This window comes from Pseudophaeobacter sp. EL27 (genome assembly GCF_900313025.1).
Taxonomy (GTDB): domain Bacteria; phylum Pseudomonadota; class Alphaproteobacteria; order Rhodobacterales; family Rhodobacteraceae; genus Pseudophaeobacter.
In genome coordinates this window covers 388,560-413,197 of record NZ_OMPQ01000015.1, presented here as the reverse complement: position 1 = coordinate 413,197, position 24,638 = coordinate 388,560, and the positions used below count along the sequence as shown (strand labels likewise).

At 56.3% G+C, this 24,638-nt stretch carries 24 protein-coding genes; 10 read left to right on the top strand and 14 right to left on the bottom strand.

Annotation, left to right across the window (positions count from 1 at the left end):
* Positions 1-58 precede the first annotated feature (58 nt).
* The 6 genes from ED661_RS20435 to ED661_RS20410 all read left to right on the top strand — a co-directional run bounded on the left by ED661_RS20435 (position 59) and on the right by ED661_RS20410 (position 5,254).
* Complete coding sequence (locus ED661_RS20435) at positions 59-832, top strand: transporter substrate-binding domain-containing protein (protein ID WP_122076597.1); 774 nt, start codon at positions 59-61, stop codon at positions 830-832.
* 119 nt (positions 833-951) lie between these two features.
* Complete coding sequence (locus tag ED661_RS20430) at positions 952-1,608, top strand: ABC transporter permease (protein ID WP_254054909.1); 657 nt, start codon at positions 952-954, stop codon at positions 1,606-1,608.
* A 4-nt stretch (positions 1,609-1,612) separates the two neighbouring features.
* On the top strand, positions 1,613-2,398 hold the full coding sequence (locus ED661_RS20425) for an ABC transporter permease (RefSeq protein ID WP_122076592.1): 786 nt from the start codon (positions 1,613-1,615) through the stop codon (positions 2,396-2,398).
* A gap of 61 nt (positions 2,399-2,459) precedes the next feature.
* A complete protein-coding gene (locus ED661_RS20420; protein WP_122076589.1) occupies positions 2,460-3,095 on the top strand; it encodes a cysteine hydrolase family protein in 636 nt (211 codons plus the stop codon).
* Between the two features lie 13 nt (positions 3,096-3,108).
* Entirely contained in the window at positions 3,109-4,017 is a 909-nt protein-coding gene (locus ED661_RS20415) for a DMT family transporter (RefSeq protein WP_122076586.1), read from the top strand.
* 205 nt (positions 4,018-4,222) lie between these two features.
* A complete protein-coding gene (locus ED661_RS20410; protein ID WP_122076584.1) occupies positions 4,223-5,254 on the top strand; it encodes a GlxA family transcriptional regulator in 1,032 nt (343 codons plus the stop codon).
* On the opposite strand, the gene ED661_RS20405 is transcribed toward ED661_RS20410, so the two are convergent.
* From ED661_RS20405 to ED661_RS20375, 7 genes are read right to left on the bottom strand one after another with little or no spacing between them, the layout of a single operon-like run.
* Positions 5,232-6,164, bottom strand: coding sequence for a 3-hydroxyacyl-CoA dehydrogenase NAD-binding domain-containing protein (locus tag ED661_RS20405; protein WP_122076581.1), 933 nt, complete (start codon positions 6,162-6,164; stop codon positions 5,232-5,234). The two genes, ED661_RS20410 and ED661_RS20405, sit on opposite strands and share 23 nt — an antisense overlap.
* Complete coding sequence (locus tag ED661_RS20400) at positions 6,164-6,877, bottom strand: SDR family NAD(P)-dependent oxidoreductase (protein ID WP_254054908.1); 714 nt, start codon at positions 6,875-6,877, stop codon at positions 6,164-6,166. Before ED661_RS20400 ends, ED661_RS20405 begins: the two co-directional genes overlap by 1 nt.
* 26 nt (positions 6,878-6,903) lie before the next feature.
* Positions 6,904-8,322, bottom strand: coding sequence for an aminobutyraldehyde dehydrogenase (locus ED661_RS20395; protein ID WP_122076575.1), 1,419 nt, complete (start codon positions 8,320-8,322; stop codon positions 6,904-6,906).
* 10 nt (positions 8,323-8,332) lie between these two features.
* Positions 8,333-9,265 carry a 3-keto-5-aminohexanoate cleavage protein gene (locus ED661_RS20390; RefSeq protein ID WP_122076573.1) on the bottom strand — a complete coding sequence of 311 codons (933 nt, stop codon included), beginning with the start codon at positions 9,263-9,265 and terminating at the stop codon, positions 8,333-8,335.
* Positions 9,265-10,059 carry an SDR family NAD(P)-dependent oxidoreductase gene (locus tag ED661_RS20385; protein ID WP_122076570.1) on the bottom strand — a complete coding sequence of 265 codons (795 nt, stop codon included), beginning with the start codon at positions 10,057-10,059 and terminating at the stop codon, positions 9,265-9,267. The genes ED661_RS20390 and ED661_RS20385 overlap by 1 nt, the downstream gene beginning before the upstream one ends.
* Complete coding sequence (betC, locus tag ED661_RS20380) at positions 10,056-11,591, bottom strand: choline-sulfatase (RefSeq protein WP_122076567.1); 1,536 nt, start codon at positions 11,589-11,591, stop codon at positions 10,056-10,058. Before betC ends, ED661_RS20385 begins: the two co-directional genes overlap by 4 nt.
* Complete coding sequence (locus ED661_RS20375; protein WP_122076564.1) at positions 11,588-12,709, bottom strand: SRPBCC family protein; 1,122 nt, start codon at positions 12,707-12,709, stop codon at positions 11,588-11,590. Before ED661_RS20375 ends, betC begins: the two co-directional genes overlap by 4 nt.
* A 741-nt stretch (positions 12,710-13,450) precedes the next feature.
* Here ED661_RS20375 and ED661_RS20370 point away from each other — a divergent pair.
* Positions 13,451-13,849 carry a rhodanese-like domain-containing protein gene (locus tag ED661_RS20370; RefSeq protein WP_122076560.1) on the top strand — a complete coding sequence of 133 codons (399 nt, stop codon included), beginning with the start codon at positions 13,451-13,453 and terminating at the stop codon, positions 13,847-13,849.
* An 87-nt stretch (positions 13,850-13,936) separates the two neighbouring features.
* Positions 13,937-14,128: a hypothetical protein gene (locus tag ED661_RS20365; RefSeq protein WP_122077106.1), complete on the top strand. Its 192-nt coding sequence runs from the start codon at positions 13,937-13,939 to the stop codon at positions 14,126-14,128.
* Positions 14,129-14,272: 144 nt separating this feature from the next.
* Here ED661_RS20365 and ED661_RS20360 read toward each other — a convergent pair whose 3' ends face one another.
* Positions 14,273-15,073 carry an alpha/beta fold hydrolase gene (locus tag ED661_RS20360; protein WP_371412474.1) on the bottom strand — a complete coding sequence of 267 codons (801 nt, stop codon included), beginning with the start codon at positions 15,071-15,073 and terminating at the stop codon, positions 14,273-14,275.
* A gap of 85 nt (positions 15,074-15,158) precedes the next feature.
* Here ED661_RS20360 and ED661_RS20355 point away from each other — a divergent pair, with 85 nt between their 5' ends.
* Positions 15,159-15,524 carry a hypothetical protein gene (locus ED661_RS20355; protein WP_122076557.1) on the top strand — a complete coding sequence of 122 codons (366 nt, stop codon included), beginning with the start codon at positions 15,159-15,161 and terminating at the stop codon, positions 15,522-15,524.
* Positions 15,525-15,574: 50 nt separating this feature from the next.
* Here the strand turns inward: ED661_RS20355 and ED661_RS20350 are convergent, their stop codons facing one another.
* Positions 15,575-16,105: an RNA 2'-phosphotransferase gene (locus ED661_RS20350; RefSeq protein WP_122076554.1), complete on the bottom strand. Its 531-nt coding sequence runs from the start codon at positions 16,103-16,105 to the stop codon at positions 15,575-15,577.
* Between the two features lie 70 nt (positions 16,106-16,175).
* Complete coding sequence (gene glyA / locus ED661_RS20345) at positions 16,176-17,471, bottom strand: serine hydroxymethyltransferase (RefSeq protein WP_122076551.1); 1,296 nt, start codon at positions 17,469-17,471, stop codon at positions 16,176-16,178.
* A gap of 186 nt (positions 17,472-17,657) precedes the next feature.
* Here glyA and ED661_RS20335 point away from each other — a divergent pair, with 186 nt between their 5' ends.
* Positions 17,658-18,413 carry an NAD kinase gene (locus ED661_RS20335; protein ID WP_122076545.1) on the top strand — a complete coding sequence of 252 codons (756 nt, stop codon included), beginning with the start codon at positions 17,658-17,660 and terminating at the stop codon, positions 18,411-18,413.
* A 374-nt stretch (positions 18,414-18,787) separates the two neighbouring features.
* Here the strand turns inward: ED661_RS20335 and ED661_RS20330 are convergent, their stop codons facing one another.
* The 4 genes from ED661_RS20330 to ED661_RS20315 form a co-directional block, all read right to left on the bottom strand.
* Positions 18,788-20,218 (bottom strand): amidase family protein, encoded by a 1,431-nt coding sequence (locus ED661_RS20330; protein ID WP_122077101.1) that lies wholly within the window; start codon positions 20,216-20,218, stop codon positions 18,788-18,790.
* Between the two features lie 171 nt (positions 20,219-20,389).
* A complete protein-coding gene (gene prpE / locus ED661_RS20325) occupies positions 20,390-22,282 on the bottom strand; it encodes a propionate-CoA ligase PrpE (RefSeq protein WP_122076543.1) in 1,893 nt (630 codons plus the stop codon).
* Positions 22,283-22,501: 219 nt separating this feature from the next.
* Positions 22,502-23,233 (bottom strand): class I SAM-dependent methyltransferase, encoded by a 732-nt coding sequence (locus tag ED661_RS20320; RefSeq protein ID WP_162930205.1) that lies wholly within the window; start codon positions 23,231-23,233, stop codon positions 22,502-22,504.
* Positions 23,234-23,486: 253 nt separating this feature from the next.
* A complete protein-coding gene (locus ED661_RS20315; RefSeq protein ID WP_122076537.1) occupies positions 23,487-24,596 on the bottom strand; it encodes an NADH:flavin oxidoreductase in 1,110 nt (369 codons plus the stop codon).
* Positions 24,597-24,638 lie beyond the last annotated feature (42 nt).

Sequence of the window (24,638 nt, the reverse complement as noted above, 5' to 3'; positions counted from 1 at the left end):
TCACGCAGACCGCGGACCTGCCAGACACCTCGACTAAAACAATCAGGGAGATACCAACATGACCTTCAAGAAAACCATCCTCGCCTCTGTTGTCGGCGCAATGACCCTTTTCGCGGGACAATCCCTCGTGGCCGACACTTTGCGCATTGGCGTTGAAGGTGCCTATCCTCCCTTCTCCAGAAAAGAAGCAGACGGGAGCCTGTCGGGGTTTGATATTGATATGGCACTGGCGCTGTGCGCCCAGTTGAAGCGCGAATGCGAGCTGGTGGAGCAAGAATGGGATGGCATGATTCCGGCCCTGATGGCGAATAAATACGACGCAATCGTCGCCTCTATGTCGATCACCGAAGACCGCAGAAGAAAGGTCGATTTCTCCGAGAAATACTATTTCACGCCCACCCGCTTTATTGCCAAGGAAGGTGCGTCTTTTGAAATGACACGGGAAGGAACCGCCGGGCTGAAGATTGGCCTGCTGCGTGGCACGACGATGCAATGCTATGTCGAAAAGCATTTCCCGGATGCGGATATCAAACTCTACAACACACAAGAAGATGTCTACGCCGATCTTGTTGCCGGGCGTCTGGACATGCAGGTGAACAACACACTGCAGGCAATAGACGGCTTTTTGAACACCGATCAAGGCCAGGGTTTTGCTTTCCTTGGCGAAGATCTGGACGACGTTGCCTGCCTGGGGGAAGGCACCGGAATTGCCGTGCGTAAAGGTGATCCGCTTGCCGATGAACTGACTGCGGCCATCGCGGCGATCCGTACAGACGGCACCTACATGACGATCAACGACAAGTACTTCTCGATCGACATCTACGGCAACTGATCAAGCCGTCGTGACAGGACAGAGGAGGGGGGCTCTCCTCTGTTCATCTTCCCCCAAGATAAACCTCTTCAATTGGACAATGGCTTATGGATCTGATTTTTGAATATAGGCAAATCTTGATGGAGGGCACTCTCGTTACGGTTTCTCTGGCCGTCCTGTCTCTGCTATTGTCGATTGTATGCGGATTGCTTGGCGCCTTTGCAAAGCTATCGCAGTCTCGCAAGGTTCGGCGGATCGGCAATCTCTACACCACGTTTGTGCGCAGCGTGCCTGATCTTGTTTTGATGATGCTCATTTTCTATGGCGGGCAAAAGCTGGTCAACGACTTCGGACTTATGACTGGGTTGTGGTCCTATGTTGATGTGAACCAGTTTGTTGCGGGTGTTGTGACCCTGGGGGTCATCTTTGGTGGCTACATGGCGGAAACGTTCCGCGGCGCCATTCTGGCCATTCCCCGTGGGCAGATCGAGGCCGCAATGTCCGTCGGGATGAGCTCTCGCCAGGTATTTCAGCTGGTCACTTGGCCTCAGATGGTGCGCTATGCCTTGCCCAGCTTTACCAATAATTGGCTGGTTCTGGTCAAATCCACTGCATTGGTTTCTGTAATTGGGTTGCATGACCTCGTCTGGAATGCGTTCTCCGCCGGGCGCTCGACCCACAAACTCTTCACCTTCATGATTGCTGTATTGCTTATCTACCTAGTGATCACCGCTATTTCCGATGTTGCTCTGCGCCGGGTTGACCGAAAATACAGCGCCGGCGTGAGAAGGGCCTGAAGCAATGGAAAATGAACGCACATTCTTTCAGTACCTACGAGATTTCAGCGAAACCTCTTCGCCGCTGGATTTTGTCCTGATCTATGACAATCTTGGACGGTTCTTTGAGGGTGCGCTGGTCACCCTGCAATTGACCGTTCTTGCCCTGTTTGTTGGTGGCCTGATCGCCATACCACTGGCACTTGCCCGCGCCTACAAGGCGCCCGTCTGGAACCAGATTATCTGGGTCTATACTTATGCTTTTCGTGGCACGCCCCTGCTGGTTCAGGTCTATCTGTTTTATTTTGGCCTTGGCCAATTTGAAACCGTCCGCAGCAGCTTTCTCTGGGGGCCAATCCTGAGTGACCCCTGGTGGTGTGTTTTGATCGCTTTCACGCTCAACACGGCGGCCTACACCACCGAGTTTCTCAGAGGCTCGATCGAAGCGACCCCATTGGGCGAAATCGAAGCATCCAAAGCCTGCGGAATGTCACCTTGGATCAGAATGCGGCTGGTTGTCCTTCCCAACGCTTTCCGCCGCGCCCTGCCGGCCTATTCAAACGAGGTGATCTTCACCCTGCATGGCTCCGTTATTGCCAGCACTGTGACACTTCAGGACCTACTGGGCGTTGGCCGTTGGCTGAACGGTCGCTACTATCTTGCCTACGAAGGTTTCATCACGGCGATGGTGTTCTACATGGCCATCGTCTTCCTGATCTCGGCTGCGTTCAAAATGGCTGAAGGCCGCTATCTGGGGCATTTACGACCACGCGAAACATCAAAACCAGAGGCCAAAGCTGCGGCGGCCTGATGGCTGCCCACAAGCCACCTCTTTGCACTCTCCCCTCATTTTCCTTTTGAAAGGCACACAGATGACCAATCCTAACTCCAAGAAACGTAATTTGATCGAGGGCCGTGCCGCGCTGATCGTGATTGACATCCAGAAGTCGACTTTTTCGCCGATCCCGGACGATGAACGCTCCATCGCCCATATGCCGGACTATGCAGATCGGATGGCACGGTCGAAAGTGGCCATCGACAAGGCGCGCGAGGTCGGTATCCCGGTGATCTTTATTCAGGAAATTCATCGGGCGGATTTGGTGGATTTTGGACGGGAACTGGATGGTGACGAAGAAATTCATTGCCTGGACAGCAACCCTTTGACCGCCTTCGCCGAGGAAGAACTGGGCATGCGTCCCGACGATTACCGCATCTCAAAACGCCGCTATTCTGCATTTTACGGCACAGATCTGGAAATCCTGCTGAAGGGATTGAAGGCTGAAACCCTGATCCTCGTGGGGGGGCTGACCGATGTATGTGTGCACTATACTTTTGTCGACAGTCATCAGGGCGATTACTTCTGTCGGGTGATCGAAGACTGTGTCGCCGGATCCAGCTTTGAAGCCCATCAGGCTTCTCTCAATGCCATGGAATACCTGCAGCACGGCGCGATCCGGTCTCTGGACGAGGTTGTCGAAGCAATGACTGTGTCCGAGAACGTGACCTGATCCGAGCTGCCCGATGCAAGCGACACCAAACATCACCGCGGCTGGTCTGGCATTGGCCGCCTCAGCTATTCTCAGCTTCATCGACAATTTTGTCTTTGCCGTGAGCCAGGAAGCGGGCCTATGGCAGTTCCAGGTCTTTCGATCGTTGTTTGCGGTGCCAATCCTTATGGTCGCTGCTCGCATCCTGCGCCAACGCATCCGCCCGGTTAACCTGCGCGGACTTGCTTTGCGCAGTTTAGCGGTGTCGATAGGTTTGTTGATCTATTTTGCGGCACTGGGAACACTTCCGGTTGCCCAGGCGGGTGCTGGTCTGTTTAGCGCCCCATTGTGGGTCGCGCTTTTGTCGGTCCTATTGTTTCGCCAGCGGATTGGACGGATAGGCGCCTTTGCAGTCATGCTTGGTTTTGCTGGGGCACTGATGTTGTTGCAACCCGATCTTCAGAACCTGAACCTCCTGTCTGCCATGCCGCTTGGTGCAGGGTTTTTCTATGGGTTGGGCATGATGCTAACCCGCCATTGGTGCGCCGATGAAAGTCCAATCTCGCTTGCCATTGGGATATTTCTGGCTATCGGACTGGCCGGGCTGATCATGTTGGGTGTTGCTACCTTATGGCCCGGAGAGGCCTTCATCTCAATGCCCTGGGTGGCTCCGAGCGGTCGATTTCTATTGTTGACCCTGTTCCAGGCAGGCGGGGCAGTAATTGCTGTTTCACTGATTGCGCAGGCATACAGGATTGGCCCCCCGGCATTCATTTCCGTGTTTGAATACTCCTTCCTGATCTTCGCCTGTCTCTGGGGCTATCTGCTTTGGGGCACGGCAACCAACACACTAGCCTGGACGGGGATCGCCGTGATCCTGATTTCAGGCATCCTCATGGCGATGACCCAAAAGAAGACATCTGATGCAAGCGCCCCCATTTGAACATGACACCGGGCCTGTCGTGTTTAATGAAATCATGAAGGGATTTGTCCATCACATAGGCATCGCGGGTGAACGAACGCTGCTGAGAGGATTCAACGAACAGGCAAATTGGTATAGCCGCAAAGACATTGAGCATCATCAGAATCGGGTAGTGGCGCGGGCTTCCATGAATTGACAATTCGAACATGGTTTTACAAGTTTGGTCATGTCTGATGCTATTGCCCCTAAACTGGAAATTGTCGTGTTGGTGACACCACACTTCAATGTTTCTGCGACCACCTCGTTTGTAGATCCGTTTAGAATTGCAAACTATCTGTCAGGAACTGCTAGGTTTTCATGGACCTATGTTTCTGAAGCTGGTGGGCCTGTGGAAACCAGCAGCGGGTTGGTCATCGAGACCGCGACGCTTGGGCAAGTGGTAAATCACAATCCCTGGCTGGTTGTGGTCAGTACAAGCTGGACGCCCGAACGGCACAGTTCGCCGCATCTGAAGGCTGCCCTGCAGAAATGGGAGTCTAGTGGCGCCATCTTAGGTGGCCTGGACACAGGTGCAATTGTGCTTGCAAACGCTGGCCTGTTGAAAGGTAAGACCGCCACCGTTCACTATGAGCATATCGATGCCTTTATCGAGATCGCAGCTGACACCGATGTTTCGGAAAACATGTTTGTGCTGGATGGGCGGATATTCACCTGTTGTGGCGGGACGGCGTCAACGGATCTTGGGCTTCGGTTTGTCCATTCCGTCGCGGGTGAAAGCCTCGCCAATGCCACTGCCCGCTACCTCTTTCATCACGATGTCAGAGGGGAAGAACGGTCGCAAAACCCAAAATGGGTTGAGCCGTTGGGCTATGTCACATCCGGGGTCGTGCGCGACGCCATTGATCAGATGGAAGCCAATCTGGAAACGCCTGTGTCGATCCCCGAGATTTCCCAAAACCTGGGTGTTTCTCAGCGTCAGCTTGGTCGCTTGTTTCAGCAATATGCCCAAAAATCCCCGGTCGCCTATTACCGCGATATTCGACTTGACCGCGCGCGGGGGTTGGTCACGCAGACCGAGCTAAAACTCAGCGAGATTGCGGCGGCCTCCGGGTTCAATAGCCAGGTGCATTTCAGCCGGGCCTATAGTCAACGTTTTGGGTTGCCGCCAAGCACGGATCGGGTTGAGGGGCGTGTGCCCTTTGAGTTCCGTGCTTGGCCGATGTTCAACCCAGGTATTAAGAGCGCAGATGCCGGGTAGCTTTTTGCATGGCAGTGAGCATTTTATCCCGCTGGGAAGCGAGCTCATGGGGGCTTTGTCCCTGTGCCTGCGAGGCCATGCCATCTACCAATAGTTTGATCACTTGCTCATCCAGCCGGGGATCGCCCAGATCATCCCACCATCCGTTAAACGTGTCTTTGAAATGGTCGCAAAAGGCTTTCAGCCCACCTTCACCGGCGCCCAGGTGAAAGAGCGTTGTTGGCCCCATGGCGGCCCAGCGCAGCCCAGGGCCTGCCCACATGGCCTTATCGATATCTTCGACACTGGCAACGCCCTCGACGGCCATATGGACTGCCTCGCGCCAGACGGCAGCCTGCAAACGGTTTGCAACATGTCCGGGCAGCCCCTTGTTGATCCGGATCGTGACCTTGCCGATATCTTTGTAAAAGGCTTCGGTCCGGTCCAGAACCTGCGCGGCTGTGGCATCATTGGCGGTCAGCTCTACGAGTGGGATCAGGTGAGGGGGGTTGAACGGATGCCCCAGGATCAGCCTTGCAGGATGTGTCCAGCCCTCTTGTAGGGCTTCAAGCGTCAGACCGGATGTCGAGCTGGACACAATCGCCTCGGCATCCAGTACAGGTTCGATCTCTTGGTAGGTGGCAAACTTGATCGGCAAACGCTCAGGCACGTTTTCCTGCACAAACTGTGCCTCCTTTACCGCCTCTCCGGCTGTTGAGAAAAACCGAATGGCATCAGGGGTTGCACGATCTGAGAGCCCCAATTCTTCCAGCGCAGGCCAGGCCTTATCAATATAGCTACGCACGGATTTTTCGACATTCGGCTCAGGATCAAACACAGCGACACTACGCCCCGAGGCGAGGAACAGCGAAGCCCAGCTTGCGCCAATGACTCCGGCCCCGAGAATGGCGGTTCTTTCAATATGGACCATTAGAATAACCCTGGATTGAGAGGCGAGGCCGCAGTCATGCCGCCGTCAATAGTGAACAATTGTCCCGTCGCAAAGGCAGACTCATCTGAAGCCAGCCAAACAGCCATAGCTGCAATATCGGCAGGTTTGCCAAAGCGGTTGACCGCATGACGGGCCAAGGCATCCGATTTGGCCTTGGCCGGATCAGTGGCAAGATCAAAGCCTGCATCCAGCATCCCGGTTTCGATCCAGCCGGGGCATATCGCGTTGCAGCGCACATCCGGCCCGTGATCCACGGCAATGGAGCGGGTGAGCCCGTGCACAAATGCCTTGGAAGCATTGTACAGCGCCATGGAGGGGTCTGCGACATTTCCCGAGATCGAGCCGATGTTGATGATAGACGATCCCGCTGACATGATAGGGATGAAGGCACGACAGATGTTGAACACGCCGCGTGCATTCACTCCCATCACCAAGTCCCAGTCCTCATCAGAGCTGTCAGTGACGGTTCTTTCGACCTGTACTCCGGCGTTATTCACTAAGATTTCAGTGCCGCCAGTGGCCCCGACAATTTCCTCAACCGCCTGCGGATCGGACACATCGAGACAGTGCCAGATCACACACTCCGGCAACCCCTCAGGACGGGCCCCGCGGCCACAGGCTGTAACCGTAGCCCCTTCGGCCATAAACGCATCCACAATGCCACGCCCGATACCTTGCCTTCCGCCAGTCACGAAGGCGCGCTTTCCTGCCAACCGCATCAGTGCGCAACCATCACATGGCGGACTGCCGTATAGGCGTCCAGCGCATAGACCGACATATCGCTTCCGGTGCCAGAGCCTTTCATCGCGGCCCAGGGCATTTCAGGGGTGGCAACGCCATGGGTGTTCACCCAGGTAAAGCCATATCGCAGTTTTGAGGTCATCTGCATCGCGCGCCCAACGTCAAGGGTCCAAACTGAAGAGGCTAGACCATAGGGGCCCGCGTTGGCTATTTTAAGCGCCTGATCCGCATCCGAGAAACGAGAGACGGTAACCACGGGACCAAAGATCTCTTTACTGGCGACCTCGGCATCATTGTCGACATTTGCGATCACCGTGGGGCGATAATAGAACCCCGCGCCATCCCCCATTTCCCCGCCTGAGACGATTTCAGCGGATGCACGGGCGCGGTCGACAAAGCCCGCAACGCGATCTCTTTGTGCGACGGAAACAAGGGGACCCATCTCGGTGCCTTCAGCCCTGGGGGCGCCGATCTGGATCTGGCCAACCTGATCCGCGATCAGGGCAACAAGCTGATCATAGACACTGTCAGCCACCATCACCCGGCAGGGCTGTGCACAGTCCTGACCGGCGTTGAAATAGCTGCCATAGCGGATGGTTTCAGCCACGGCTTCCAGATCGGCATCCTCAAACACAATGACTGGCGCCTTGCCGCCCAGTTCAAGATGCACTTGCCGGATCTGCTGAGAGGCCGCCCGCATTGCAGCCATGCCGGTTGCAGGCGATCCTGTCACGCTGATCGCTTCCATTTGCGGACTGTTAATCAGCGCGTCTCCAACATTCAGGCCACCCCCGTGCAGAACGTTCAGCACTCCCTTTGGCAACACATCCTGCAACAGCTCTGCCAGCCGGAGCGTGGACAAAGGTGTTAGTTCCGAGGGCTTCAAAACCACTGAGCAGCCGGCTGCGATCGGAGCAGCCAATTTCCAGGACGCCATCATCAGCGGGTAGTTCCAAGGCGCAATGGCTGCAACAGGGCCAACGGGATCGCGCCGGATCATGGAGGTATGTCCAGCAACATATTCACCCGCGGCAGAGCCCATCATTGTACGTGCCGCCCCGGCAAAGAACCGGAACACATCAATGGTCAACGGCATCTCGTCATCATGAGCCGAGGGCCAGGGTTTGCCGACATCAAGGCTTTCAAGCTCAGCGAGCTCATGACTGTTTGCCTCGATCACATCGGCAATCTGCAAAAGCAATGCTGCGCGCTCAGAAGGGGGGCTGGCCGAAAAGATCTCAAAGGCTTCCTCTGATCCCTTCACCGCCGCCTCAACCTGCTCCGGGCTGGCCTCATTGACCTTGCCGATCAGCTCGCCTGTAGCGGGGTTGAGCACATCCAGTGCGGCGCCAGTGCCCGTAACCAATTCGCCGTTGATCAACATTTTTGTCTGCATGTGGTCCTCCCTAAAACCCGACCTGATCGCCGCCCTTCAGCGCCAGTCTCTCCCGCGCTTCGGCAGGAGTGGCGACCGTAAGGCCAAGATTTTCAATGATAGTGCGAATGCGTAAGACTTGTTCTGCATTGGACTGGGCCAATTCCCCTTTGCCAATGAACAGGCTATCTTCAAGCCCCACCCGCAGGTTGCCGCCACGCATGGCGCTATGGGTCGCAAATTGCATCTGATGTCGCCCGGCGGCCAGGACCGACCATTCGTAGTTCTCTGCCCCAAACAGCTTATTGGCTGTGTTGTGCATATGTGTCAGATGGTCGGGATCAGCGGCGACACCGCCCAGGATGCCAAACACCATCTGAATGAAAAAGGGGGGCTTGATCACGCCCTGGTCCACAAACCATTTGATATTGTAGAGATGGCCAAGGTCGTAGCATTCAAATTCGAACTTTGTCCCATGCTCGCCCCCTAGTTTTTCAATAGCGTAGCGAATGGTCTTGAAGGTGTTGGGGAAAATAAAGTCCTCGGTCATCTCGAGAAAGGGGCGTTCCCAGTCGTGCTGAAACTCGGTGTATTTCTGCAGCATCGGGAAAATGCCAAAATTCATGGACCCCATGTTGAGCGAAGCCATTTCCGGACTGGTTGAGGTCGCCGCCAACAGGCGATCATCCATCGACATGCCAAGTCCACCACCGGTTGAGACATTGATCACGGCCTCGGTGGATTGCTTGATGACGGGCAGGAACTGCGCAAACAATTCGGGACGTGGATCTGGTTTTCCGGTCTCGGGGTGGCGTGCGTGCAGATGGATGATTGAGGCCCCGGCCTCTGCCGCCTCGATGCTGGCGGTTGCGATTTCAGCCGGGGTGATCGGCAAGTGGGGCGACATGGATGGGGTGTGGATGCCACCCGTCGGGGCGCATGTGATGATAACAGATTTGGCCATCAGAGTTTCATCTGTTGCACTTGTGCAGACAGCCCCCCGTCCAAGACCCACAACTGGCCAGAGGCATAGCGGGCCTCATCCGAGGCCAACCAATTTACCAGGTTGGCAATATCCGTCGGCGTGCCATAGGTGCGCATCGGATGCACATCCCGCACGGCCTTTTGTAGCGTTTCAATATTGCCGCCGCCACCGCCGGATCCATCGCCGTTAAAGAAGCTCTGCAGCATCGGTGTGTCGATATAGCCGGGGCAAATAGCGTTGACCCGGATACCTTCGGGACCATGATCACAGGCCATCGCGCGGGTCAGGGCATGCACCGCGCCCTTGGTCGCGCAATAGGCGGCAAGCCCAGGATCTGCAATAAACCCATCATAAGAACCAAAGTTGATCAGGCTGGCGCTGCTGCCGGATTTGGCAGCTTCACGCATCAGCGGAATGGCGTATTTCGAGGTCAAGAAAGTGCCCGTTGAATTCACCGCAAAGCTCTGGTTCCATTCTTCAAGCGTGGTTTCCTCGACCGTCTTTTCGATCTCAATGCCTGCGGCATTCACCAAGATATCCAGCTTGCCGTGCCGTTCGCGAACATGGTCCATCGCGGCAATGGCGTCGGCTTCCTGGGTCACGTCCAGCTTTACAAAATGGCTGCCATCATCGTCATGGCGATCCATAGATCCCTCAGCCGTGAGGTCAGCGGCAAAAACTGTGGCCCCTTCCTTTACAAAGCGGGCGACAATTGCGCGGCCGATCCCCCCGCGTGCTCCTGTGACAAGGGCGATCTTTCCGTTCAGCATCATTGGTCATGGTCCTTCATAGGTGGATAGCGATAGCGGTTGGCGGCCACTGTCCAATCCATGTGGTTGCGCACATAGTGCTGGCTTGCGTCGGAGGGCGGGTTGTAGTCCCAGGGCTCACTTGCACCCGCTTCCATTGCGGCATGCAGGGTTCGGCGGGATTTCTGGGTTGCGATGATCTTCTGTCGCAGAGCCTCCCCATCCCACCGGGCGGCCACTTCTGCTGCAAAACCTGCGGCCACATCAGCGTAGCCTGCATCCGTTGCCAGATTGCTGGTCTCCAAAGGGTCCACGCTGAGGTCATAAAGCTGGGCCGGGTCGCTGTCGCAATGAATGTATTTCAAAGAGCCGCGCCGGATCATGATGACAGGATAGCCGGTCATTTCAGCGCAGTATTCCCCGATGGCTTCATCGATGGGGTCGTCTTCACCGCGCGCCAGCGGCATCAGACTGCGCCCATCAATTGGTTCTCCGATCATCGCCGGATCGCCGCCACCGATGTCGATAAAGGTTGGCAACATATCCACCAAGGAGACGGCGTTCTGTGCCGTACCGGTTGCAATATTTGGACCTGCCATCACCAGCGGTACACGGGCGGAGTGTTCAAAGAAGTTCATCTTGTACCACAGGCCACGTTCACCCAGCATGTCGCCGTGGTCGGCTGTGACAATCACGATGGTGTTGTCCAACTCACCTGTCTCTTCCAGGGTTTGAACCAGAGCGCCGATCTGACTGTCGAAGTAGCTGACATTTGCCAGATATGCGTGGCGGGCTCGGCGCACTTCTTCCTCCGTTAGAGGCACATAGGAGGCCTCTATCCCATCCATCAAGCGGCGTGAGAAAGGATCCTGATCTTCCAGCGTGGGTACAAAGGCGGGCATGTCGATCTCATCATCACAATAGAGATGCCACCACTCAGGCCGCGCAACATAAGGGTCATGCGGGTGGATGAAACTTGCAACCATTGCAAAGGGCGCATCGTTGCCGAGCGCCTTGTCCCGCGCCACATCAAACAGCCAACGCTTGGCGGCAAAGGCAACTTCATCATCATAATCAATCTGAAAGGTTGCCTGGGCCAGACCGCTCTCCTTGACGGTCTGCATGTTGTGGTACCATTTGTCGATCCGCTCATCCGGGGCTTCCCAATCAGGCGTCCAGGCAAAGTCAGCGGGGTAAATATCTGTGGTAATCCGATCCTCAAACCCGTGCATTTGGTCAGGACCAACAAAGTGCATTTTACCAGCCAGGCAGGTCCGGTAGCCCAATGATTTCAGATAATGCGCAAAGGTTGGCACCGAGGCCTTGAATTCGGAGGCGTTATCATAGGCCGCAATACGGCTGATATGTTGTCCCGACATGAAGGCAAAACGGGAGGGTGCACAGAGCGGTGAGTTGCAATAAGAAGCGTCAAACCTCATACCACGCGCCGCGAGGGCATCAAGGTGCGGAGTTTTGGCGACAGGATGTCCGTAAGCACCCGTAAACTGGGGCGCCAGCTGATCTGCCATGATCACCAGGATGTTGGGCCGCGTCACGCCGCACCTTTGTCATAAGAGCCCAGAACCAACCCGTGGAAATGATGCACGGCATGTTCGGATTTGCCTGATCCGTCCGGGTCATTGACGATGCGGCCCTGGGTAAAGGCCGGGGTGTTCATGCCGCGTTGCACACTTTCGACCAGACCGATGTCTTCGACTTGCAAGACCTCGTCCAGATACCGGATGGCATCCAGCTCCATCGGGTCGGGGTCAGGCGTTTCCAGAAAGAAATCATAGGTTTCAAGAGTCCGGTCTGGCCCGACGGGAATAATGTTGAGCACAATCATGCTGGAGCGCCCAGGGTAACGCATCAGGCAGGTAGTGGGATAGAGCCACCAAACCGCGTGAGTTTTCACCGTGGCGTTGGAGACGTCGTAGGCGCTGTTGGTCGTCTGCCCCGCATCTGCCATATGGCTGGAATAGATGCCGTAGGTCGTCACCTTGTAGGTGTCCATATCCACAAGGTCGCAGAAATCCTTATGGGCGGTGGGGCAGTGATAACACTCAAGAAAGTTATCCACGACATTCTTCCAATTGGATTTGATGTCATAGGTCAGCCGATGCCCAAAGGTGAGCTGGTCCACATCCGGCGCCCAGTGGCGGACCTCGGTTTCCAGATCCCCGGACTGTTCCGATAGGGGTGCTGCATTTGGGTCTAGATTGACAAAGACGAACCCGCAAAATTCTTCAACCTGCACTTCGTCCAGGCAAATCTCACCGGTACTGAACCCTTCCAGATTTTCCGTGTGCGGCGCACGTGCCAGCTGTCCGTCCAGTTTGTAAACCCAGGCATGATAAGGGCACATTATCCGCGTGGTATTGCCTTCGCCCGACAGCAATTCATGGGCGCGATGTTTGCACACATTGTAAAAAGCCCGCAGCTTGCCCTCCTTGTCGCGGACAACCGCGATAGGTTGGTTGGCAATATCCACCGTGACATAGGATCCGGGTGTCCTTGTTTTCTCCACATGACACACCCATTGCCAAGTCTTTGAGATGACTGATTTCAGATCAGCATCAAACCACTTCTCTTGGGTATAGGCCTCTGCCCGCAATGAGTTTGACCGCGCCGGGTCAGGATCATAGCCAAAGGAAATTGAGTCCGTATTTGTCATGTTATCCCTCCCTAAGTTGGAAGAAGACTAAGCGACCTTTGAAAGTAATCTTTAGGAAATTGGACGTCTTTTTAACATTTTTCGTACAGTTGAATTCAACTGGCTCGTGCGGAGCAGGCAATCTAAGTGGTTATATAAACTCACTTCCGGGTAGATAGTTGGCTAGAACATCTGCTTGGTCGAAATTGGCAATTGTCACGCAATCAAATGAAAGAGTGTTCTAGGTCGTACCAAAACTCAGAGACAGGATGTGGCCCTGGCCAAAACCCGAGAGGCTCTGAGCAACAGCTCGGACAGCACCGACGCTCTCCAAAAAGCGCCTAGATCATCTTTCACATGAGAGAGAACGGAAGCGAGAAGTTTAACCACGTTTCCTTGCCTGCTTTTGTAAGTAAAAAACTGAAACCCAGTTTGGTAGGTATTAGTTCCAAGGGTGGCCTCAGAGGTGACCTTGAACAAAATGATAAAGAAAAATATATATTTACAAAGTGTTAGTTTGGCTATTAGAGTCCTCTCCTGGGCGCTACAAGTCTCTTGTGAGACACGAGAGCAAACCCCTATACAATCTGTCTTCAGGCGAGAGTCGTTTTGTATGACTGGCGAGTGCATTGAACGGGCTGGCTGGTCTTAGCCAAATAGTCACATCATCTTGAACAGGGCTTTTCTCCGGTTTCGAACCGCGTCATCTTGCAACAAGTCGGCAGGCATCCTGTGGTGCCGGATGAATCTCAGGAGTGACAGATGGCAATTTCCTTGCAAGAGATGATGGCAGAAGCAAACGCGGCAGTGGCACGCATCCCTGTTGAGAAGGCACAGGAATTGGTTGCACAGGGCGCTTTGTTGCTGGATGTGCGCGATGCGCCTGAGTTGGAAGCCCAGGGGCGTGCCACGGGATCCCATCACGTTCCGCGCGGCATGCTGGAGTTTCGCGCCGATCCCAACAGCCCTTTTCACGATACCGCCCTGCGTCGGGACCGTCCGGTAGTGCTGCATTGTGCCAGCGGTGGCCGTGCCGCCCTTGCGGGCAAGCTGCTCATCGATATGGGATTTAGCGAGGTTTACAATGTTGGCGGCTTTGCCGAATGGAAAGAGGCGGGTGCTGCGGTAGAAGAACCTGTGGATCGCGGCATGACGTCCTGAGGCGAACTGATCCGGATCAAAGTGGAGGGCTGCAGTTTTGGGTAGGAATTGATTCATATTTCAAACCAGATACCCGAGGAGGCCCGCATGTTGCGCCTTGCATCCATTCTCTATTCTCTCATTGGTAGCTCCCTTGCCGGGGTTGGTGTCATCGCAGTGCTGGTGGCCGGATTTGTCTCGGTAAAAGCAATTTTGCTTGCGGCCGCTGCCGGAGCCGTTTTGGGTCTGCCAGTGGCCTGGTTGGTGGCACGTCAGCTCTATCAAAACTCGGCGCACTGACCGGCGTATAAAGCCAAAACCCGGAAAGACCCTGTCTTCCGGGTTTTGGCTTTGGTTGTGACGGTCAACATCGCACCTTAGACAGGTCAGCCCCAGACAAGTCAGGGGGAATAGATCGTGTCTGGGTCAGGGGTGTTAGGAAAATCAGGCGTTCAGAAAGACGCGGGCATTGGCCTCGAACTCGCGCGGTTTTTCTGCATGAAGCCAGTGCCCCGCGCCGGGTATCTTGGCGAAGCGGGCATTGGGGAAGCGGGCCAGAATGGTCTCGCGGTCTTCGCGGCGCACATAATCCGAGTTGCTACCAGACAAAAATAGCGCAGAGCCTTGCCATTGCGCCGTGGTCTCGGGGAAGGACATGATGTCCGGCATATGCCGCGCCAGGGTGTCCAGATTGAGCCGCCATCCCTTGTTGGGAATATCCAGCGACTGGGTGAAAAAGCTCTGGAGTGCAGGGTCGACACCGACCTCGGCCAGTTGTGCCTCAACATCCGGGCGCCGTTCCACCTTGTCAAAATCCACCGATCGCATCGCCTCGATGAACTGAATTTGGCTGTGGGTATAGGGCACAGGCGCAATGTCAGCGACGATCAAGCGGTGCACCATTTCCGGATGGTTCAGCGCCAGCATCATGGCGGTCTTGCCGCCCATGGAATGGCCGATCACATCCATCTGGCCGCCATTTGCAGCGATGACCTCAGCCAGATCCTCGGCCATTTCAGGGTAGCTGTGGCTCTCGGTCCAGGGGCTTTGACCGTGATTGCGCAGGTCGACGGCCACCACTTGTCGTTCATCCGAGAGTCTTTTGCAGATCACCCCCCAATTGCGGGCAGAGCCATAAAGACCATGCGCAACCAGCAGGGCGGGTTTATCGGTGGGGGTACCATGTAGGATGTAGTTCAGCATGGGGCAGTGATAGCCTCCGGCGCGGGGCGTGGCCAGACCCATTGAGGCGCAGGGGCGCTTGCGGTAACTACTGGGGCAGGAAAACACCGGGGGCGGCGCAGCGCCTCTAATCGCGGAGCACAGAGCCATGGCCCAAGACATCTTTGCCGATATTGAAGAGGTTCAGGAGTTGTTGAAGTCCCATGCCGAAGTTTCGGGGGATCTGGCTTCTGCTCTGGGCAAAGCGCGGCGTCATCTGCCGCGCCGGATCTATAAACAGGGGATGCGACTGGCGGATGCTTTGCCGATGCTAGAGCATCCCAAACTGCGTCAGACCCAGGACGAAAAGTCCCTGCATAAGGCGGCACTGGAGGTGAAAAATCACCTGAAGGCTATTGATACCGCCGATCGCCGCAAGGGGCGGTTGCTGGACATTCTTGGCAGTATCGCCTTTTCTGTACTGGTGGTTTTTGTGCTGCTTATCATCGTTCTGCGTTGGCGTGGCTTTATCTGAACTGCGGGCGGCTCGCCGTCCTTAAGTGAGGAAGGGCTTCGTTCCGTCGCTTACTCAAGATAGGCTGGCGGCACATGATCACAGAGCCAAACGCCATTCTCTGACAAAAGAAACTGATAGCCCGCGGCATGCATTTGGGCGCTGTAGACGCGCAACACAGTGGGACGCCCGTGTCGTTGGCCAACTCTGCGCGCTGTTTCAGGATCCGGGGACAAATGCACATGCTGTCGGCTGCCCTTTAGCAAACCTAGACGCTGTATTGCCGCCACTGAACCCTCAGCCGTGCCATGAAACAGGATTTCGGGTGGGGTCTGTGAGGCCAGTTGCAGATCGACCTGTACAGAATGGCCCTGATTAGCACGGATCCACAGACCGTCTTCGCTCAAAGCAAAGCGCTTTTTGTCACTGCTGGCGACAACTTCCGCAATCAGCGCATGGTTGAGGGGAATCGAGGCTTTGGCAATCAGCACTTCAATCTCTGCCCAACCATTGCCATCAAGGGTCAGGCCAATGCTCTCAGGGCGATGACGCAGAACGAAACTGAGGAACTTGCTGGTGGTCTTTAAAATATCTTTGCTCATAAGCAGATATTAAAAGAGCGCCGCTGGAAAATCCAGCGGCGCTCCCCGTTATACCTTGCTGATCCAGGTCTTAGAGGTTTGGATAGAGTGGGAATTTGGCGCAGAGATCGGCGACCTTACCGCGTACCGCTGCTTCGACTTCGCCGTTGCTCTCTTCGCCATTGGCAGCCAGACCATCGACCACTTCGACAATCAGATCGGCAATCTGACGGAACTCAGCCTCACCAAAGCCACGGGTGGTGCCCGCAGGGGTGCCCAGACGGATACCGGAGGTCACCGTGGGCTTTTCCGGGTCGAACGGGATGCCGTTCTTGTTGGTGGTGATATGAGCACGACCCAGGGCCTTGTCGACGATATTGCCAGTCACGCCTTTGGGACGCAGATCGACCAGCATGACATGGGTGTCGGTGCCGCCGGTGACGATGTCCAGACCACCTTTGATCAGCTGATCTGCCAGGGCAACCGCATTGGCACGAACCTGCTTTTGATAGTCTTTGAACTCGGGGCGCAGCGCTTCGCCAAAGGCGACAGCCTTGCCTGCGATGACGTGCATCAGGGGGCCGCCCTGGATACCAGGGAAGATGGCCGAGTTGACCTTCTTGGCGATGGCCTCGTCATTGGTGACGATCATACCACCACGGGGGCCGCGCAGGGTCTTGTGCGTGGTGGTGGTGGCCACATGGGCATGGGGGAAGGGCGAGGGGTGCTCGCCTGCGGCGATCAGGCCGGCGATATGCGCCATGTCGACCATGAAATAGGCGCCAACACTATCGGCGATTTCACGGAAGCGGGCAAAGTCGATCTGACGCGGAATGGCAGAACCACCAGCGATGATCAGCTTGGGCTGGTGCTCAGTGGCCAGAGCCTGAATCTGATCGTAATCGATCAGGTTGTCGTCTTCCCGGACACCGTAATGCACGGCGTTGAACCATTTGCCCGACTGGTTGGGGCGCGCGCCGTGGGTCAGGTGACCACCAGCAGACAGGTCCATGCCAAGAATGGTATCGCCGGGCTGGATCAGTGCCTGGAACACACCCTGGTTGGCCTGCGAGCCGGAGTTGGGCTGCACATTGGCAAAGTCACAGCCAAACAGCTGCTTGGCGCGATCAATGGCGAGGTTCTCGGCAACATCCACGTGCTGGCAACCGCCATAGTAGCGGCGACCTGGATAGCCTTCGGCGTATTTGTTGGTGAGCACCGAGCCCTGCGCTTCCATAACGGCGGCAGAGACGATATTCTCAGAGGCAATCAGCTCGATCTCGTCGCGCTGGCGATGCAGCTCGTCGGTCATTGCGCCAAAGAGTTCGGGGTCACGTTCGGCTAGGGCTTCGGTGAAAAATCCGGGGTCACGGGTGTTCGCGGTCATGGTGGCTCCGTTTGGTAGGAAGTGGCAGGGTTGGGTGATCTGGGGATTTCCTATCGGAAACTTCATGGTTCTTAAAGGCTGTAAAGCGGCAATCACCAATCATAGAGCGGCAACTCTGGTCTTTGTGGTTCAGCTGTGCTTGTTTCGGAACAAAATGGCTCACACCGGAAACAGGGTTTAGTAATAATGAGAATCGCCTTTTTGGCCAGCGACGCCCCCGTTGCGCAATCGGCCTGTGACGCTCTGGTGAAACGTCATGGCAATGCTGAGCCGCAGAACGCTGAGGTGATTGTGGCCCTTGGCGGCGATGGTTTTATGCTGCAGACCTTGCACGACGCCGTCGATCTGGCCCTGCCGGTCTATGGCATGAACCGGGGCACAGTTGGGTTCTTGATGAATGAATACCATGAAGACGGTCTGCTTGCCCGGCTAGAGGCGGCCGAAGAAGAAATCATCAATCCACTGTCTATGACTGCGATGGACCGCAATGGCCTCTGTCACAAGGCGCTGGCGATCAATGAGGTCTCTCTACTGCGGGCTGGCCCGCAGGCGGCGCGGTTGAAAATTTCTGTGGATGGCCGTCAGCGGCTGGCAGAGCTGGTCTGTGATGGGGCGCTGGTCTCTACGCCTGCGGGTTCAACAGCCTATAACTACTCCGCCCATGGGCCAATCCTGCCGATTGGGTCGGATGTACTGGCGCTGACAGCAATTGCCGCTTTTCGTCCCCGCCGCTGGCAGGGGGCCTTGCTGCCCAGCAGCGCCAAGGTGCGCTTTGATGTGCTGGAGGCGGACAAGCGTCCAGTGATGGCGGATGCGGATTCCATTTCCTGCCCAGACATTCAATGGGTGGAAATCCAGACCGAGCCCAGCATCTGCCATAAGATCCTGTTTGACCCGGGGCATGGGCTGGAAGAACGGCTCATTTCTGAGCAATTCACTTAAAGCGTCTGTGTGAGGCAGGGAGTTTCTGATAAAAATCAATCAGCTATCCTGCTATTTGGTCGATCCTGCTAGACATTGTGTTGTGCGAAATGCGATCACGTTTCTGTGAGGGGGCTGGTCTAACCCTCAAAGGTTGGGGCATTCTGGCCGTAAGATAGCTTCTGTTTTTAGTGTCTTACTTTATTTTTGGCCGAAGCTATCCCTGTATTGAGCGACAAATTTGGCCCTTTGGCGGAAGGCAGTCGCGCGTGAGCGAGTTTTCATGGTACGAAAGGTGCCGGGAATGGAGTGATCCATCTCCCGGTTTCCTTTCTGCCATAAAACACCCCCAGCGGTTTCATCTCCCCGATGGGCTGACATCCCGATCACCAGATCTAGGTCATAAGATCCCACAGATGCGGGCTGAAACGGCCCACCCTCTGTTCGATAGCAATACAGGCATCTACCGCCATATCTTCGCGCCAGCGTCGGGCAACGATCTGCACATTGATTGGTTGAGGGCCGCTTGCCAGCGGCGCAAGTCGGGCCGGGACGCAGCCAGCAGGCAGGCCAAGATAGTTCACCGCATAGGAGTAGACGGCGCAGCCCAGTACCTCATGCACGCCCTCGGCGCCTTCGGTGTCGCGGTCGGGTTTGAAAAACGGCTGCGGTAGAAACGGCGTGAGAACCAGCGGGTAGTCCTGCATGAACAGGGACCATTCACGGGCGTAATGGCTGCGCTTGGCCATCATCTGCAGCAGCTCCACCCCGGCAAAGGGCGGGAATTCCTGAAAATAGACCTCAAAGATCTGTTGAACGGTGTCAGAGCCCGCTGCGTCGACATCCTGTTTCATCATCGCATAGACTTCACCCATCAGGGCGCGATAGCCAGTGCGTCCGGCCTCAAAGACATTGGGGGGTTCAACGTCTTCAACGACATAGCCGGCCTCAACCAGTGCGTCGCGGGCCGTCTCCAGCGCCAGATTGACCTCTGGATGTAGATCATAGCCAAAGGTATTGCGGGTAAAGGCAACTTTGATTGGACCCTCCAGCGGCTCGCCACGCCAGGGCAGGGGGACATGGAACGGATCGCGCGCATCCGGCGCAATCAGCGAAGGCATTGCCAGATGCAGATCTGCCGCCGAGCGGGTGATCACCCCCTGCACCGACATGGATTGCGCCAGCAGTCCGCGCTCGGCTTTTTGGCTGGGATTCCAGGCGGGCACCCGGCCAAGACCCGGCTTGACCGTCACCGCGCCATTGGCCGCCGCCGGAAACCGCAGCGAGCCGCCAATGTCATTGCCATGGGCCAGCGCGCCAATCCCGGCCATCACTGCAGACCCGGCACCGCCAGAGGAGCCGCCGGGGGAGATATGGCGCCCCCATGGGTTATGGGTGCGGCCATGCAGCGGGTTGTCGGTATCGGCGCGAAAGGAGAACTCGGGCGTATTGGTCCGGCCAATCACCACCGCACCGGCCTTCTCCAGATTGGCCACTACCGGGGCGTCACCTGGCGCAATCAGGTCTTTCAATGCCGTCACCCCGTTGGAGGTGGCATGGCCTGCCTGATCGACGTTGATTTTGATGGTGACAGGCACCCCTTGAAGTGGTCCCGGAGCGGCACCGTCGGCGCGGGCCTTGTCGAGTTCCCGGGCGCGGCTCAAAGCCTCAAGGCTCAGGTCTTCGACAACCGCGTTCAGGCCCGGGTTCACCGCCCTCATCCGGTCTATCGAAGCCTGAACCGCCGTTTCTGCGGAAACATCACCGGTGCGAGTCAGGGTGGATAGCTCAGTGGCGCTCAGGCGCCAGATCTCGTCTGTGTTCATAATGCTCATCTCCTGCGCGGCAGGGTAGAGCGGCAATTGAGGCTTGCAAGGAAAACCAGACGTGAACCCGGTTTCCTTTAGAATATTCGCCCCATCAGCCAGAGTTTTGGCTGAGTTGTGCGTTATGAGGTCAAAAGACAGCTGCTACCCTTCGACCTCATCACAAGCATATCAGCCCTTTGCAAAGCCAAGGCCCTGAAGGGCCGCGGTGATTTCGTCCAGAATCACCGGGTCATCAATGGTTGCGGGCATCTTCCAGGCGGTGCCATCTGCGATGTTGACCATGGTGCCACGCAGGATTTTGCCCGAGCGCGTCTTGGGCAGGCGCTCAACAACCACAGCCAATTTAAAGGCTGCTACAGGGCCGATCTTTTCGCGCACCAGCTTGACCACTTCTTTGACGATCTCGCCGTGATCGCGATCAACCCCAGCGTTGAGGCAGAGGAAGCCCAGCGGTGCCTGACCTTTCAACTGGTCGGCCACGCCGATCACCGCGCATTCCGCCACATCCGGGTGACCCGACAGAACTTCTTCCATGGCGCCGGTTGACAGGCGGTGACCGGCGACATTGATCACGTCATCGGTGCGCGCCATGATATAGAGATAACCGTCCTCGTCCTTCATACCGGCATCCCCTGTTTCATAATAGCCGGGGAAGGTATTGAGATAGCTTTTCTTAAAGCGCGCCTCGGCGTTCCACAGGGTTGGCAGGGTGCCGGGGGGCAGGGGCAGCTTGATGGCAATAGCGCCCAGTTCTCCGGCGGCGACGGGATGGCCGCCCTCGTCCAGAATATCAACCTCATAACCGGGCATCGGCACCGCAGGCGAACCCAGTTTGGTTGGCAGTTCTTCTATGCCAAGCGGGTTTGCAGCAATCGACCAACCGGTTTCAGTTTGCCACCAGTGGTCGACGATGGGAACGCCCAGCTTGTCCTGAGCCCAGGTGATGGTGTCAGGGTCGGCGCGCTCACCCGCAAGATAAACCTGACCCAGGCAGCTGAGATCGTATTTGCCGACAAATTCGCCCTTGGGATCTTCGCGTTTCACCGCGCGAAACGCGGTGGGGGCGGTGAAGAAGCTCTTGACCCCATGTTCGGAAATCACCCGCCAGAAGGTGCCCGCATCCGGTGTGCCGATTGGCTTACCTTCAAAGACGATGGTGGTGTTGCCATGGATCAATGGTGCATAGCAGATATAACTGTGACCCACGACCCAGCCCACATCCGAGGCCGCCCAGAACACATCGCCGGGATCGACGTTATAGATGTTCTTCATGGTCCAGTTCAGCGCCACCAGTTGACCTGCAGTATGGCGGATCACGCCCTTGGGCTGGCCAGTGGTGCCTGATGTATAGAGAATATAAGAGGGGTGATTGCCCTCAACCGCGACACATTCGGCGGGCTCAACACCATATTGGAAGCCGTGCCAGTTTACGTCACGCCCCTCAACAAGCTCTGCAACCTCTTGCTCACGCTGCAAAATAACGCAGAAATCGGGTTTGTGTTCAGCCATATCAATGGCGCCGTCCAGCAGCGGTTTGTAATGCACAACCCGACCTGGCTCCAACCCGCAGGAGGCGGCGATAATCGCCTTGGGCGTGGCGTCATCAATGCGAACCGCCAGTTCATTGGCGGCAAAGCCACCAAAGACAACCGAATGCACCGCGCCAATCCGGGCACAGGCCAGCATGGCCTCAAGCGCCTCTGGGATCATCGGCATATAGATGATGACGCGATCGCCCTTTTCGATGCCCTTGGCCCGCAATGCGCCGGCCAGATTGGCGACGCGGTTGCGCAGCTCCACATAAGAGATCTCACGTTTGGTATGGGTGATCGGGCTGTCATAGATGATCGCCGTCTGCTCTCCACGTCCGGCCTCTACGTGCCGGTCCACCGCGTTGTAGCAGGTGTTGACCTTGGTGTCGGCGAACCACTCATACAGGCCCTCACCCTTGTCGGTCAGCGCTTTGGTCGGGGCCTCCACCCAATCAATTGCCTCGGCGGCCTGCATCCAGAAGGCTTCAGGATCGGCTTTCCAGTTGGCATATATCTCTTTGTAAGACATCGGCGTCCTCCACGCATTTTGTTCTCAAAAGAGTTATGCCCAAGCCTGCGCCTGGGGCAAGTAATCTTAATAACCCCGCGTCACAGAGACGCAAGAAATTTGCACTCTGATCACAATGAACCCTGCAAATTTTTGCAAACCCATTTGAATTATGGGTACGCAAGCAAGGTTTTTAGATTTTTGCAAATCTGCTAATTTTGCTTCGCTAATATTGCCAGTTCAGTTGTCAGCCCGGCTCAGTTCGCGGCGGCGCATTTTTTGACGTTTGACGATTGCAACGGTTCGGCGCGAAATCGAGATACTGTCGATCCAGGCAATCAGGCGGCTTTCCTGGGTGGAGAGCTCGGGGCCGTGGCGCTGGGAGCAGACCAGCCCAGCCTGCAGGCGGCTGAAATAGCTCCAGAAGGATTCCTCGTGATCGGCATATTGCGAGCCTTCTTCCTTGGCCAGGAAGCTGGTGTGCACATCCTCAACGATATAAACGCCTCCAGGGGGCAACATTGGAAACAGAGTCTGAAAGCCAATGATCTGATGCGACCAGAAATGCGAGGCATCGTCCAGAATGACCGAAGGCTGATAGATCCGAAAGACACGCTTCAGGAAACGAGGCTTCGAGGCATCGCCGATTTCGATATGGATCCGGTCTTCTTCAAAGGTCTTTGAGACACCTTTGATATCGACACCGACAATCCGTGCCTTCGGAAAAAAGGCCTTCCAGGTGCGCAGCGAGGGCGCGCGGCGACTGGGCAGGCCAACGCCCAGCTCCAGCATGGAAAAGGATTTGTCTTTGTAGGGCGTCAAAAGGTGCTCATAAAATCGCATGTAGTCATGCCGTTTTGAGCTCTTGTCGGTTTCAGCCTGGATGGCCAATTGGTCCAGTTCCCCCAGAGGCAGCAGTTCAGCAACCTCAGCCGGATGGCTTTCTTGGGTTGGGATCTCGGGTGCAGACACAACGGGCGCAGCTGTATCTTTGGCTTTGACAGATTTGGTCTTTGTTGGAGTAACCTTGGGTTTCGGACTTCTCAAGGGTTTCGAAATGCGCTTTGATTTTGTCATGGTCTGCGCCTGCCTCTGTTTTTAAAAAGCTAACAGTCAGCAGAAGCGATTGCAAAACCTATCACTACAGTCAGGACAAGAACGCTCCCGCACGGACCTGAGGCCGGGCGGGAGCGCAAAATCAGAGCAGGCTGGGGCTGTACCCAGATCAGCGCAGCTTGTGCAGCATGGATTTCTCATAGGCGATCAGCCCATCAGTTTGCCCTGCGGCTACCTGATTTACCCAGTCAGGGTTTGCAATTAGGGCGCGGCCAACGGCAACAAGGTCAAACTCGTCGCGTTTGGCGCGTTCCATCAGACGATCCAGGCTGGCCGGCTCGGCGCCTTTGAAGTCAGCGGTTCCGTCTTCGGGTAGGAAGTCCGCATTTAAACCAACGCTGCCGACGGTGATCGCGGCTTTGCCTGTGAGCTTGCGGGTCCAGCCGGCGAGGTTCAGATCACTGCCTTCAAATTCCGGCTCCCAGAAGCGGCGGGTGGAGCAGTGAAAGATATCAACGCCAGCTTCGGCCAGTGGCATGAGGAAGGCTTCCAAAGCCTCGGGCGTTTCACAGAGCCGGGCAGAGTAGTCTTGCTGCTTCCACTGGGAATAGCGGAAGATGATCGGGAAGTCCTCGCCAACGGCGGCGCGGACCGCGCGGATGATCTCCAGCGCAAAACGCGAACGTTGTGCCAGATCGCCGCCATAGCCGTCCTCGCGCTGGTTGGTGCCCTCCCAGAAAAACTGATCAATCAGATAGCCATGGGCGCCGTGTAGTTCGATCGCATCAAAGCCGATTTCTTTGGCATCGGCGGCGGCCTGGGCAAAGGCGGCAACGACATTGTCAATGTCGGCCTGTGTCATGGCGTGGCCAGTGACCTTGCCGGGGAAGGCCATGCCGCTGGGGCTGTGCCCGGGGGTATCGCCACCGGGCATCACACCTGGGCGGCGAATGGCGCCCACATGCCAAAGCTGCGGCGCGATCTTGCCGCCAGCGGCATGAACCGCGTCAACAACTTTCTTCCAGCCAGCCAGGGCCTCTTCGCCATAAAAGGCAGGAACATTTGGATAACCACTGGCGGCCTCGTGATTGACAAAGGTGCCTTCGGTGATGATCAGTCCCACACCGCCTTGTGCGCGGCGCTGATAGTAGGAAACCACCGCATCGTTGGGAATATTGCCGGGCGAATAGGTGCGTGTCATTGGCGCCATGGCAATTCGGTTTTTCAGGCTTAACTTGCCAAGATCGACAGGGGCAAACAGGGTATCGGCATGGTCCATTGCGCGGGTCCTTTAATAACTAATGGTGTTGAGGCCGCTCGA